Here is a 13,374-nt window from a genome sequence, read left to right on the forward strand (position 1 = left end):
CATGCACGACCTCGGGGTCATCGATCGATTCATGGAGACCTTCATCCGCTATGTTGACAGCGGGTTCGGTCTGCTTTCGGGCGACGTCGCCTTCCTCACCACCATTCTGATCGGTATCGACATTACACTGGCCGGTCTGGCGTGGGCGCTCGGCAACGAAACCAACATTCTCGGCCGGCTTGTCCGCAAGGTGCTCTATGTCGGCGTCTTCGCCTTCATCCTGAACAATTTCAAGAACCTCGCCGACATCATCTATCGGTCCTTTGCCGGCCTCGGCATCAACGCGTCCTCCGGCAATCTCTCCGCAGACAATCTCCTGCGCCCGGGCCGCATCGCCGCGACCGGTTTCGAAGGCGCGTGGCCCCTGCTTGATCAGGCAAGTCAGCTGCTCGGCTTTCCGGAAATCTTCGGCAACGCGCTGACCATCTTCGTGCTGCTCATGGCCTGGTTCCTGGTCATTATCGCCTTCTTCATTCTTTCCATTCAGCTCTTCATCACTATCCTCGAGTTCAAGCTCACCACGCTCGCCGGCTTCGTTCTGGTGCCCTTCGCACTCTGGAACCGATCGGCGTTTCTGGCCGAGCGCGTGCTCGGCAATGTCATCTCATCGGGCATAAAGGTGATGGTGCTCGCCATCATCGTCGGCATCGGCTCCACGCTGTTCGGCGAGTTCGCTTCCGCGCTGCATGGCAAGGAGCCGGACTTGGCGGCCGCCATGTCTCAGGTGCTGGGAGCGCTGACGCTGCTCGGGCTCGGCGTCTTTGGACCTGGGATCGCCTCCGGACTTGTTTCCGGCGCGCCGCAGCTTGGCGCGGGCGCCGCGCTTGGAACCACCGCAGCCGCTGCTGGCGCGTCGCTCGTTGCCGGAGGCGCAGGGTTCGCCGGCGCGCGAATGGCAGCTGGCGGCGGTCTGGCTGCAATCCGAGCCGGCACGACCATGGGCTCGGCTGCTTCCACCGCCTGGCAAATGGGCCGAGCAACCTCCCCTGACGCCGGCCTGCCCGGTGTGGCTGCAGGAATGCGCGGTGTGGGCAGTGCCGTCGGCGGCGCTGCAATGCGAGCGACACGATCTGCAGCGGGAGCCTTAGGGCGCAGCGCCGATGCCGGGCGCGAAGCCGCCTGGATAGCGACTGGCGGCACGCCGACCGCATCAATGACCGGAAGCCCTGCTGGTACACCCGCTGATGCCGCGCCGACGTGGGCAAGGCGCTTGCGTTCCGAACAGGCCGCGCGTGCCCATCGTCACGCTGCCATCCAGGCCGTCCGTGACGGTGACAGGCCGGGCGGCAGCGCCAATCCCTCTCTTAGCGACAAGGACGACTAGATGCTCTTCAAGCGACCCGTTCAACGTTACGGCAAGGCGCCCGAGCCGGTCACGCCGTATCAGAAGGCAGCCCAGCTCTGGGACGAGCGCATCGGCTCATCGCGGGTGCAGGCCCGGAACTGGCGGCTGATGGCTCTTGGCTGTCTGGCCTTGGCGACTGGGCTCTCCGGCGGCCTCGTTTGGCAGTCGATGCAAAGTCGCGTTGTGCCCTACGTCGTCGAGGTCGACCGCTTCGGCGAGGCGCGTGCCGTTGCGCCGGCAATCCGGGACTACGAGCCCACCGACGCGCAGATCGCGTGGCATCTTGGCCGTTTCATCCAGAATATCCGTTCCGTTTCCACCGATCCGGTGCTGGTGCGCCAGAACTGGCTGGCAGCTTACGATTTTGCCACCGACCGCGCCGCACGCTTCCTCAATGAGTATGCCAAGGCGAAAGATCCCTTCGGTCAGATCGGCATGCGCAGCGTGTCGGTGCAGGTGACCAGCGTGGTCAGGGCTTCCGACAGCTCGTTCCAGGTCAAATGGACCGAGCAGGTTTTTGAGCGCGGTAGTCTCGCCAGCACGACGCGCTGGACTGCGATCCTCACCATCGTGATCCGCCCGCCAAGCAATACGGACCAGCTGCGCAACAACCCGCTCGGCGTCTTCATCAACGCAATCGACTGGTCGCGCGAACTCGACAGCGTCGCGCCGACACCCGTTTCCCCGAAGGAGCCCGCCGATGACAAATAGAGCGCCACCGTTCCTTGCAGCATTGATCCTGTCCGCGTCAGCAGTCGTCCTCTCCGCCTGCGCGTCGAAGCCGATGCCGCCGTCTCAGATTTCCTATGACGCTAACGACTTCAAACCGGCTGCGGTTGAGAAACCGCCGGAGAAGCCGGTCAAGATCGTCGAGGTACCAAAGCCCCTGCCGCTGCCAGGCCAGTTGCAGCCTGACCCCGGCAAGATTGTCGACGACAAACGCTCTCCCGAAGAACGCGTCACCGATGCCAACCAGGCGGCAACGCAGCAACCCACCAAGTATGGCTATGTCAATGCGGTTCAGGTCTATCCCTTCACAGATGGCGCGCTCTATCAGCTCTATGCCGCGCCGGAGCGTGTCACCGATATTGCCCTGCAGCCGGGCGAGAAGCTAACAGCCGTGTCGGCCGGCGACACGGTTCGCTGGGTCATCGGCGACACCGTCAGCGGCACCGGTGACAACCAACGCACCCACGTGCTGGTAAAACCCTTTGCGCCCGGGCTAAGCACAAATCTGGTGATCACCACGGAACGGCGGACATATCACCTGCAGCTTCAAAGCACCCAGAAGACCGCCATGGCGGCGATCTCCTGGACGTACAGCGAAGACCAGATCATCGCGCTGCGCCAGCGTAACGTTCAGGCCGAGGCTGCTATGCCGGTCGCTTCGAATGTGGCCCTCGAGAACATTCGTTTTCGCTATTCAATCAGTGGTGACACGCCGCCGTGGAGACCGGCGCGTGCCTTCGACGACGGCAGCAAAGTCTACATCGAATTTCCGCGCCGCATAGATCAGGGCGAAGCGCCGCCGCTATTCATCGTGGGTTCTGACGGGGGGAGCCAGCTCGTCAACTACCGCATGCGCGGCAACTATTACATTGTCGATCGGCTCTTTGCCGCGGCAGAACTGCGGCTGGGCGCTAAGCCGCAGCAGGTGGTGCGCATCACAAGGACCGACGGCCGCCAATCACCGCGGCGTATACCACTTTTTGCACGCTCAAGCCGTTGAGGGGAGGGGCTCATGACTGATGCTTCCCGCTCCGATGCTCCGCCGAAACTCGATCCCGAACAGCTGCAGCTGCGGGCCTCGCCCCGCCCCGCTGTGCGGTTCAGGCGCGGCGTGATCGTCGCTATCGCCGCAGTCGGATCCGGTGCCATATTCGGCGTCACCATGATGGCGCTCCAGGGACCGGCTTGGCGCTTCAAAGAGCAGGCGAAAGACCTCTACCACACCGAGCACAAACCAACCGCCGAGGGACTCGACGCGCTTCCCAAAGACTATTCCGGAATGAAACCGAAGGCGCCTGTGCTTGGACCACCGCTGCCGGGAGATCTCGGCCGCCCCATTCTTGAGCGGCAGCGTCAGCTCGGGATCGCGCCGGGGCAGGAGGCATCCGCCGAGGAGCAGCGCCTTGCTCAGCAGGCGATCGCGGCGCGCGAGTCGCAAGTCTTGTTCCGGATCGACAATCGACCCAGAGAGACAGATGTCGCCGGCGGCGGGCAGAGTGCGCAGGATCCGTTTGAGGCGCTTCCGCAACCCGGAGCGACACGCGGGTCGGCTTCCGTTGCGCCAGACGAGGGCGACCAGAACAACCAACAGCGCAAGCTCGATTTTGTCAGCCAACGTCACACAAGCGGGATATACAATCCGCACGCGCTGCAGACGCCGGCCTCGCCCTATCAGCTAATGGCCGGCAGCGTGATCGCGGCAAGCCTGATCACCGGCGTCAATTCCGACTTGCCCGGCCTCGTCGTTGCGCAGGTCACCGAGAATGTGCACGACACAATCACGGGCAGCACCTTGCTCATTCCGCAAGGCTCACGTCTCATCGGCGTCTACGACAGCGTTGTTGCCTTCGGGCAAAGACGGGCGCTGTTGGTCTGGCAGCGAATTCTGCTGCCCGATGGCTCGTCGATTGAAATCGACAATCTGCCAGCGACTGACACGGCCGGCTACGCAGGACTGGAGGACAACGTTGACTTCCACACCTGGCAGCTGATCAAGGGAGTGGCGCTTGCCACATTGTTGGGCGTCGGCACGGAGTTGAGCCTGGGTGAAAACGAGAGCGACTTGGTCAAGGCGATCCGAAAATCGGTCCAGCAGAACGTCAGCCAAGCCGGCCAGCGCATCACCGAGAAGAACCTGAATGTTCAGCCCACCATCACAATCCGCCCAGGTTGGCCACTGCGCGTCATGGTGCATAAGGACCTCTTGCTGCGGCCATACGCGAGTTGAGCGGGAGGGATTATGGCCAACTTGAAACTTGGAAAGCTTCCAGACCGAACACCTTCGAAAATCACCATCACCGTCAGCGCGGAGTTGAGCCAAGCACTCAAGGAGTATGCTGCGCTCTATCGTCAGACCTATGGCGAGTCTGAAACGGTGGCGGAACTCATCCCTTTCATGCTGGCGGGGTTTCTGGAAGGCGATCGAGCATTTGCTAGGGCCAGAAAAGAAGGTTTGCCGACGGCCAGCATGCCGGAGAAGTCGCGGCGTCTGGAAGGCTCAGATTCCGAGTAGCCGAGGCAGAGAGTTGGTCAAGTCCACTATTGCGCGTCGCCCAATCGCCGGGTGTCCATCAGTCTAGTGGTCGTGCCGAAGGCCAGGCACCCGGTTATGGTACCGGGGATTCGGATTAACGACTCGGGACACTGCATCGATGTCATCTTCGGCAGCACGTAGATGCCAGACATCAGCTCAGGGGTCGCCTGTCTCCGATTGGGTATTGGCTGCGTGCCTTGTCATGCGTTTCCCCAACGAGAGAGACATCTCGTAGTTCAGCAAGGCGGACTATATCTCGCCGATGGCGAACGACTTCCACGTGGTTCCAATCCGTCTTAATTAACGGTCGCCGATGCGTAGTCAAACGTCGCTGTAGTCGGTTCGCCATCGGCAAAAACCGCCACCGGCACCCTCCGGTTCAAACTGCGACCGAGTGCCTGGCCTTTCCGCTTTGGAAGTATTTGTCGAAACTGGCCGCGATGCTTCGGACGAAGGGGCGACTTTCAGCCGGCACGACGAAACGCTCGCCATCCAGTTCAAGCAATCGAACGGGATCGTGGAGAGCCATGGCACTCGACCGAAGCAGGAGGTTCTGGCCGGCTTTGCCGAAGCGTTCCACCAGATCGACCGCCGAGAAGGCGAAATCACACATCAGCCGCTCGATGATCCAGCCGCGGACGCAGTCATCATCGGAAAACGCGATGCCGCGCACCGCGGCCAGTCCGCGCCCTGCAACCATCCGACTGTACTCCGCGGTCGCCGGCATGTTCTGCACATAGCCTTGGCGAAAACGGCTGATGGATGAAGGGCCAAGCCCGATCAGTGTCTCGCAGCGATCCTCGGTGTAGCCCTGGAAATTGCGATGCAAGGTCCCTGTACGGGCTGCTTGCGCCAACGCATCGCTTGGCTTGGCGAAATGATCGAGCCCTATCGCTTCATATCCCTTGTCCACAATCGCTCGCGCAGCGAGTTGCGATTGGGCCAACCGCTCCGCGGGGCCAGGCAGCCACGCTTCGTCGATCATCGTCTGGTGCTTCTTGAACCAGGGCACATGCGCGTAGCCGAACAGCGCCATCCTGTCTGGTTCCAGGGTCAGCGCCTGCGCTACAGTGGAACAGACGCTGTCGCTGGTCTGGTGCGGCAAGCCGTAGAGCAGGTCCAGATTGACGGAACCGACGCCGCGTGAACGAACTCCGTCGACAACTGTCTTGGTCTGCAGGAAGCTCTGCTCGCGGTTGATCGCCTTCTGCACCTTCGGGTCAAAATCCTGCACACCAAGGCTTGCCCTGGTTATGCCGATTTCGGCCAGTGCATCGAGGCGCGCCTCGTCCATGTCGTTGGGATCGATTTCGACGCTGATTTTCGTGTCCGGGACAAAGTCGAACCTGTCCCGCACAAACGCACCAAGAGCCACCATGTCCTCGGGCTTCAGCATGGTGGGCGAACCGCCGCCGAAATGGACTGCGCGGACATGCCCCTTGCCGCTGACGAGACCCGCAACCGTCGCGATCTCCGCACATAGCGAGCGCAGATAAGCCGTTACCGGCACATAGTGGCGCGTCTGCTTGGTATGACACGCACAGAACCAGCAGAGTCTATCGCAATAGGGGATGTGCAGATAGAGCGAGATCCCGCCGCCACTTTCGAGGGCCTGCAGCCAGCCACGACAAACGGCGGCATCGACGCCCGCGTGAAAATGGGGCGCGGTAGGATAGCTGGTATAGCGCGGGACGTTCTCGCCCACCCGGGCAGCTAATTCGGACTGCATGTCCTGTTCCACCATCTTTGGATCACTGGAACTCTGGGCTTGTTGGCGAGCCAAAGCCCTGATTTCGGTCAATCAGCAACTCGGACAAACTGCCGCAAGGATTTTTCTACCCTGGATTGGTACCCTGTCGGCGCTTGGGAGAGGGGTAGAGCGAGCGCATGGCATTACGGCAAGACATTCACAGTTCCGGCGTTCCCGTTCTTTGCCTCTCTTGCGAGGCAAGGCGTCGTGGTGTCTGCGGTGCGCTCGATCCAGATCGTTTGGTTGGGCTCGCTAGGACTTCGTCGAGGCACAAGATTGAGCCAGGAGTCGAACTGATCGGCGACGCCGAGGCCGTCGACAGCTATTCGAATGTGCTTTCGGGCGTGGTGAAGCTCACAAAGAGACTTTCGGACGGGCGCCAGCAGATCGTAGCTCTCCGGTTTGCACCGGATTTTCTGGGACGACCCTTCAAGGTCGAAAGCGAGATCAATGCGGAAGCGGCAACAGCTGTCACGCTGTGCTCGTTTCCGAAGGCAGCCGTGGAACGGATGATGAAGGAATCACCGGAACTCGAGAATCGCCTGCTCAGGCAGACTCTGGACGAACTCGACGCAGCACGCGAATGGATGGTGACGCTGGGGCGCAAGACGGCATCGGAAAAGGTGCCAAGTTTTCTCCTCATGATCGCCCGGAATATCGACTCCAGTGTTGACCCGGCCGCCAGGTCAGCGTCGTTCGATCTGCCGCTGACTCGTTCCGACATCTCTGATTTCCTTGGACTTACGAACGAGACCGTGACCCGCCAACTGACGCGATTGCGGGCTGACGGCGTGATCCGGATCGAGAACAGACGCCACGTGATGGTGGACAGCATGAGCCGGCTGGAGCAGCGTTGCGGTGGCCGAAGGGCGCGGCAGTTTGAATAACCCAGTGCGGCCGGGGTCTGCGTCGCCAACTCCTTTGTGGAAGCACACGCCAGTTCGAATGTGTCGCCATAAGGCTTCGAAAGGCCGCGGTAGTATGAACCCGACCAGCTTCCGCGCTCGCTATCGGATCACCTGACCAATCGCCAAAAGTGTTTCGGACAGCTCGCCGGCGAAGCATTGATCCTCGGGGTGGCCGACACGCATGGGCTGGCAAGATTGCCCTTCCTCGAACCTGTGAACGTCACGAAGCAGCGCAACGGGCGTTACCCATCCCGGGCCATTCGAAACGAGCGACGTTTAGCAAGGCATCGGCAATACTTTTCAGCGCGTCGCAGAGCCCCCGCTTTTTCGAATGGGCAGGCCTCATTGTGTCACCCACCCGGCTCCGAGCCCACCCCACTTATCCATCAGCGGGTAGGGCCGCGCTGCGTTCCCTCCTCCTTCGCCACCATCTGATTGCGCCGAACTCGGTGCTGCCCGAAACAAAACCGGGCGACCCTGACATGGATCAGGGCGAGCAGGCGGCGGCCGCGCAATTGATGCACGGCGGATTTGGCGTCCGCCGGATTCGAGATCGGGATTTGCGATGAAATTCGGCACAGAGATCGTCCTTCTAAGCCTGGTTGCTTTTGCGGCCCTGCTGGCTGCCGGTTTCGGCATAGATGTAGCTTTCCGCCAGCATATGTGGGTGTTGTTCTTCGCCGTAGCTGGTTTCACCGCGATCCTGTTGCGCAATACGGAGTTCAAGCCGGCAGTTCCGATAGACCCCGCCGCTTTTATGGACGGTCCAATCCGTTACGGGGCCGTCGCGACAGTGTTTTGGGGCGTCGTAGGCATGCTGGTCGGCGTGGTCATCGCGCTGCAGCTTGCCTACCCGGATCTTAACATCGAGCCCTGGTTCAACTTCGGCCGCTTACGGCCTTTGCATACTTCCGGCGTGGTTTTTGCCTTCGGCGGCAATGCGCTGCTTTGCACGTCGCTTTATGTCGTGCAGCGCACCTGTCGTGCCAGACTGTTCGGCGGCGATCTCGCCTGGTTCGTGTTCTGGGGCTATCAGCTGTTCATCGTCATGGCGGCAACCGGCTACCTGCTCGGCATCACCGAAAGCCGCGAATACGCCGAGCCCGAATGGTATGTGGACCTGTGGCTGACCATTGTGTGGGTCGCCTACCTCGTCCTGTTCCTCGGCACCATCCTGAAGCGCAGGGAACCGCACATCTACGTCGCCAACTGGTTCTATCTGTCCTTCATCGTGACGATCGCGATGCTGCATGTGATCAATAACCTATCGATGCCCGTCTCGTTCGTGGGTTCAAAGAGCTATTCAGCTTTCTCCGGCGTCCAGGATGCCTTGACGCAGTGGTGGTACGGCCACAACGCGGTCGGCTTCTTCCTCACCGCCGGCTTCCTCGGCATGATGTATTATTTCGTGCCCAAGCAGGCCAACCGACCTGTCTATTCCTACAGGCTGTCGATCATCCACTTCTGGGCTTTGATCTTTCTCTACATCTGGGCCGGTCCGCACCACCTCCACTACACCGCTCTGCCGGACTGGGCCCAGACGCTCGGTATGGTGTTCTCGATCATGCTCTGGATGCCTTCGTGGGGCGGCATGATAAACGGCCTGATGACGCTCTCGGGCGCCTGGGACAAGCTGCGCACCGACCCGATCATCCGCATGATGGTCATGGCCATCGCCTTCTACGGGATGTCGACGTTCGAAGGCCCGATGATGTCAATCAAGGCCGTCAACTCGCTCTCGCACTACACCGACTGGACCATCGGTCACGTCCATTCGGGCGCGCTCGGATGGGTTGGCATGATCTCGTTCGGCGCGATCTATTTCATGGTCCCGAAATTGTGGAACCGCGACCGGCTTTATTCGCTGCGGCTCGTCAACTGGCACTTCTGGCTGGCGACGCTTGGGATCGTCGTCTACGCTGCGGTGATGTGGGTCTCCGGCGTCATGCAGGGCCTGATGTGGCGCGAATACGACGAGCAGGGCTTTCTGGTCTTCTCATTCGCCGAGACCGTCGCAGCCATGCATCCCTACTATGTCATGCGCGCTCTGGGCGGCGCGATGTATCTCGCCGGAATGCTGATCATGGCGTGGAACATCGCGATGACGATCCTCGGTTACCAGCGCGAGGAGCAACCGATGCCGCGGTCAATCGCCGCTGTCCGACCTGCGCGATCGGGAGCCAGAAAATGGGTTTGATGGACAAACACGCCGCCATCGAGAAGAACGCCACGCTTCTTCTCGTCGGCTCCCTTCTGGTGGTGACGGTCGGCGGCATAGTCGAGATCGCGCCGCTCTTCTATCTCGACAATACGATCGAGAAAGTCGAAGGCATGCGGCCCTATTCGCCGCTCGAGCTCGCCGGCCGCAACATCTATGTGCGCGAGGGCTGCTACCTCTGCCATAGCCAGATGATCAGGCCGTTCCGCGACGAAGTCGAGCGCTATGGGCACTACAGCCTGGCGGCCGAGTCAATGTATGACCACCCGTTCCAGTGGGGATCGAAGCGCACCGGACCGGACCTCGCGCGGGTGGGCGACCGCTATTCGAATGGATGGCACGTTCAGCATCTTACCGACCCGCGCTCTGTGGTGCCGGAATCGATCATGCCGAGCTACGCGTTCCTGAAGGAAGCGCGGATCGAGGTGAAGGACTTCTCTACGCACCTGATCGCGAACAGCCGTGTGGGCGTGCCTTACTCCGACGAAATGATCGCGAGCGCGAATGCCGATCTCATGGCGCAGGCCGATCCCAACGTCGACACATCCGGTCTTGAAGCGCGGTATCCGAAGGCCAAGCTCGGTGACTTCGATGGCAATCCGCAGCAGGTCACCGAGATGGATGCCCTGGTCGCTTACCTCCAGATGCTCGGCACTCTGGTCGATTTCAAAAACTATGACGAAGCCGCCGGTTACCGCTAAGGAGAGAATGGTGATGACCTACAACTTCATGCGGGCGTTTGCCGACACTTGGGGCCTGCTCGCCATGGCGCTGTTCTTCGTCGGATGCATCACCTTTGCGCTCCGTCCCGGCAGCAGGACGCGAGCCGACGAAGCTGCTCGAATCCCTCTCAAGGACGACTGATCATGAGCGGTGAGCACATTGACGAAGTCTCCGGCGTCTCGACCACCGGCCATGAATGGGACGGGATCAAGGAGCTCAACAATCCGCTTCCGCGCTGGTGGGTGATCACCTTCTACGTCACCGTCGTCTGGGCGATCGCCTACACCATCGCTTATCCCGCATGGCCTATGCTGAGCTCCGCCACCCGAGGCGTGCTCGCCTATTCCAGCCGCAACGATGTCAAGAATGAGCTGGCAGCGGCCGAGGTCGCCAAGGGCAAGTATGTTGCCGCCCTTCAGGCGAAGACCGTCTCCGAGATTGCCGCCGACGATGTGTTGCGCGGATTCGCTATCGCGGCCGGTGGCGCCGCGTTCAAGGTCAATTGCGTTCAGTGTCATGGCTCCGGCGCCCAGGGTTCGAAGGGCTTTCCCAACCTGAATGATGACGACTGGCTGTGGGGCGGAAGTGCCGAGCAGATCCAGCAGACAATCGCGCACGGCATCCGCTTTGCCTCCGACCCCGACACGCGCCTGTCGGAAATGCCGGCCTTCGGTGACATCATTACGCCCGAGCAGATTAGCCAGGTCAGCGCTTATGTCTCGAGTCTATCCGGCGCTGTTGGCGATCAAGCATTGGTCATACCCGGCGCCAATGTTTTCGCCGAGAATTGTGCCGCCTGTCATGGTGATAAGGCAAAGGGAAACACGGAGCTTGGCGCACCCGACCTGACCGACGCGATCTGGCTCTATGGGGCGGGCGAGTCGGCTATTGCCGCGCAGGTTCGCGCGCCAAAGCAAGGCGTCATGCCGGCCTGGGCTGGGCGTCTCGGCGAGGTCAAGGTTAAGGAACTTGCGGTCTATGTCCATTCGCTTGGCGGCGGAGAATAGGAACGGAAGCCTATTCTCGGCCCTCCCCCTGCCAAGCGACGAGGCCCGGCGCGAGCCGGGCCTCGACACCATTCCGGCTACGACCTGCACCAACGTGGCACGGACCGGCTACGCGAGGCTGTTCGACGGGCGGCCTGACATCGGCTGCGGAACTGGAGATGCTACGTGCGTGACAAAACGCAGACAGAACCGCCCGAAGCAGAAGCGACCGACTCCCCCAACACCCGCGAGCCGCTTTATGCCCCACGCAAGAAGGTGTTCCCCAAGCGAATCTCGGGCAGCTTTCGTCGCTTCAAATGGCTGGTGATGGCGATCACGCTGGCGATCTACTACCTGACGCCTTGGCTGCGTTGGGATCGGGGGCCGTTTGCCCCGGACCAGGCTGTGCTGATCGATCTCGCCAATCGCCGCTTTTACTTCTTTTTCGTCGAGATTTGGCCGCAGGAATTCTACTATGTTGCCGGCCTGCTGGTCATGGCCGGCATTGGCCTTTTCCTGGTCACTTCCACGGTCGGCCGGGCCTGGTGCGGCTATACCTGCCCACAGACCGTATGGGTCGACCTGTTTCTGGTTGTCGAGCGCGCGATCGAGGGCGACCGCAACGCGCGCATGAAACTCGATGCCGGCCCCTGGGCCGCGCGCAAGCTTGTGCTGCGTGTATCCAAACACGCTATCTGGCTGGTCATAGGCGCGGCAACGGGGGGTGCCTGGATTTTCTATTTCGCCGATGCGCCAACTTTAATTCGAGAGGTCTTCACTGGGACCGCAGCGCCCATCGCCTACATCACCATCGTGGTGCTGACGGCGACCACCTACACGTTCGGCGGACTGATGCGCGAGCAGGTCTGCACCTATATGTGCCCATGGCCGCGCATCCAGGCGGCCATGCTCGACGAGAATTCGCTCACCGTAACGTACAATGATTGGCGCGGCGAGCCGCGTTCGCGCCACGCCAAGAAGGTGCTTGCCGCGGGGCAGCCGGTTGGAGACTGCGTCGATTGCAATGCCTGTGTCGCCGTCTGCCCGATGGGGATCGACATTCGCGACGGTCAGCAGCTTGAATGCATCACGTGCGCGCTCTGCATCGACGCTTGCGACGGCGTCATGGACAAGCTCGGCAAGGAGCGGGGACTGATCTCCTACGCGACATTGTCCGATTACAACGCCAACATGGCGGTAGCCACCGCAGGCGGTTCTTGCTCGGTGAACCCGTCGCTTGTGCGGACCGACGGCGGCGCTTTCTCCGACAGGTTGGCCCATTTCCATCTCCGCAAGATCTTCAGGCCGCGAACCTTCGTCTACATGGGCGCGTGGTCTGCGATCGGTCTTGCCCTGCTCTATTCGCTGCTGACTCGCGACCGGCTCGAGGTCAGCGTTCTGCACGACCGCAATCCGCAGTTCGTGACGCTGTCCGATGGCTCGATCCGCAATGGTTACACCGTCAAGCTGCTCAACATGATCCCCGAGCCAAGAACGGTTGTCGTCACCATGCAGGGCTTACAAGGCGCCGAAATGAATGTCGTTGGGATCGACCTGCCTGCAGATCGCTCATTTGCCATCGCCGTCGAACCAGACCGGCTGAAGATGCTGAAGGTTTTCGTCCGCCAGCCGGCTGAACAGCTCAAGGGGCAAGCGCAGACATTCAAGTTCCGGGTCGAAGACAAGGCAAGTTTCGAAGTCGATGAATACACGGCCACGTTCAACGCACCGGAGATCCTTAGATGAGCGTCAATATGCGAAGGCCCCGCGAATTTACCGGAAGGCATATGCTGCTTACCATTCTCGGCTTTTTCGGCGTGGTTGTTGGCGTGAATGTGACCATGGCGACGCTGGCCAGCACGAGCTGGACCGGTCTTGTCGTTGAAAACTCCTATGTGGCGAGCCAGCAGTTCAACAAGAAGGCCGAGGAGGGGCGCGCGCAGGCCGCACTCGGCTGGACCGGCAAACTCACCATCGCATGGGGCGAGGTCCGCTACAGCCTCAGTGATGCCGCCGGCAAGCCCATTCCCCTGCATTCTGTGAAGGTTCTGTTTCGCCACCCCGCTTACGAGGCGGAGGACAAATCCGTCACTCTGGCCTTTGCGACAGGCCAGGAATTTGCGGCGCAGCACACGCCGAGAGATGGCGTCTGGATCGTCGAAGTCGATGCCGATGCTGGTCT

13 protein-coding genes are annotated in these 13,374 nt (G+C 61.1%); 12 read left to right on the forward strand and 1 reads right to left on the reverse strand.

The features are described 5' to 3' along the window. Window position 1: 1 nt before the first annotated feature. From trbL to AC0L2Y_RS32335, 5 genes are read left to right on the forward strand one after another with little or no spacing between them, the layout of a single operon-like run. Window positions 2-1,324, forward strand: a complete 1,323-nt coding sequence (gene trbL, locus AC0L2Y_RS32315; protein ID WP_473562031.1) for a P-type conjugative transfer protein TrbL — start codon at window positions 2-4, stop codon at window positions 1,322-1,324. Continuing rightward, window positions 1,325-2,056, forward strand: coding sequence for a conjugal transfer protein TrbF (gene trbF, locus AC0L2Y_RS32320; protein WP_473562032.1), 732 nt, complete (start codon window positions 1,325-1,327; stop codon window positions 2,054-2,056). After that, window positions 2,046-3,074: a P-type conjugative transfer protein TrbG gene (gene trbG / locus AC0L2Y_RS32325; RefSeq protein ID WP_473562033.1), complete on the forward strand. Its 1,029-nt coding sequence runs from the start codon at window positions 2,046-2,048 to the stop codon at window positions 3,072-3,074. Before trbF ends, trbG begins: the two co-directional genes overlap by 11 nt. A gap of 12 nt (window positions 3,075-3,086) precedes the next feature. Further along, a complete protein-coding gene (locus AC0L2Y_RS32330; protein WP_473562034.1) occupies window positions 3,087-4,301 on the forward strand; it encodes a TraB/TrbI/VirB10 family type IV secretion system protein in 1,215 nt (404 codons plus the stop codon). A 12-nt stretch (window positions 4,302-4,313) separates the two neighbouring features. Beyond that, the gene (locus tag AC0L2Y_RS32335) at window positions 4,314-4,586 is read left to right on the forward strand and encodes a DUF2274 domain-containing protein (protein WP_473506994.1); all 273 of its coding nucleotides are present in this window, start codon (window positions 4,314-4,316) and stop codon (window positions 4,584-4,586) included. Window positions 4,587-4,986: 400 nt separating this feature from the next. Here AC0L2Y_RS32335 and hemN read toward each other — a convergent pair whose 3' ends face one another. Continuing rightward, window positions 4,987-6,336, reverse strand: a complete 1,350-nt coding sequence (gene hemN, locus AC0L2Y_RS32340; RefSeq protein ID WP_473562041.1) for an oxygen-independent coproporphyrinogen III oxidase — start codon at window positions 6,334-6,336, stop codon at window positions 4,987-4,989. A gap of 158 nt (window positions 6,337-6,494) precedes the next feature. On the opposite strand from hemN, the gene AC0L2Y_RS32345 reads away from it, so the two are divergent. The 7 genes from AC0L2Y_RS32345 to AC0L2Y_RS32375 form a co-directional block, all read left to right on the forward strand. Further along, on the forward strand, window positions 6,495-7,244 hold the full coding sequence (locus tag AC0L2Y_RS32345) for a Crp/Fnr family transcriptional regulator (protein ID WP_473506997.1): 750 nt from the start codon (window positions 6,495-6,497) through the stop codon (window positions 7,242-7,244). A 586-nt stretch (window positions 7,245-7,830) separates the two neighbouring features. Beyond that, window positions 7,831-9,462, forward strand: coding sequence for a cytochrome-c oxidase, cbb3-type subunit I (gene ccoN, locus AC0L2Y_RS32350; RefSeq protein ID WP_473562035.1), 1,632 nt, complete (start codon window positions 7,831-7,833; stop codon window positions 9,460-9,462). Then, window positions 9,453-10,184 carry a cytochrome-c oxidase, cbb3-type subunit II gene (gene ccoO, locus AC0L2Y_RS32355; protein ID WP_473562036.1) on the forward strand — a complete coding sequence of 244 codons (732 nt, stop codon included), beginning with the start codon at window positions 9,453-9,455 and terminating at the stop codon, window positions 10,182-10,184. The genes ccoN and ccoO overlap by 10 nt, the downstream gene beginning before the upstream one ends. A 13-nt stretch (window positions 10,185-10,197) precedes the next feature. Beyond that, complete coding sequence (locus AC0L2Y_RS32360) at window positions 10,198-10,347, forward strand: cbb3-type cytochrome c oxidase subunit 3 (RefSeq protein ID WP_473562037.1); 150 nt, start codon at window positions 10,198-10,200, stop codon at window positions 10,345-10,347. A 2-nt stretch (window positions 10,348-10,349) separates the two neighbouring features. Then, the gene (ccoP, locus tag AC0L2Y_RS32365) at window positions 10,350-11,213 is read left to right on the forward strand and encodes a cytochrome-c oxidase, cbb3-type subunit III (RefSeq protein ID WP_473562038.1); all 864 of its coding nucleotides are present in this window, start codon (window positions 10,350-10,352) and stop codon (window positions 11,211-11,213) included. A gap of 165 nt (window positions 11,214-11,378) precedes the next feature. Next, entirely contained in the window at window positions 11,379-12,938 is a 1,560-nt protein-coding gene (gene ccoG, locus AC0L2Y_RS32370; RefSeq protein ID WP_473562039.1) for a cytochrome c oxidase accessory protein CcoG, read from the forward strand. Beyond that, window positions 12,935-13,374, forward strand: a 440-nt coding sequence (locus AC0L2Y_RS32375) for a FixH family protein (RefSeq protein ID WP_473562040.1), incomplete at its 3' end; no start/stop codon positions are given. The genes ccoG and AC0L2Y_RS32375, both read left to right, overlap by 4 nt.

This window comes from Mesorhizobium sp. WSM4830 (assembly GCF_055811495.1).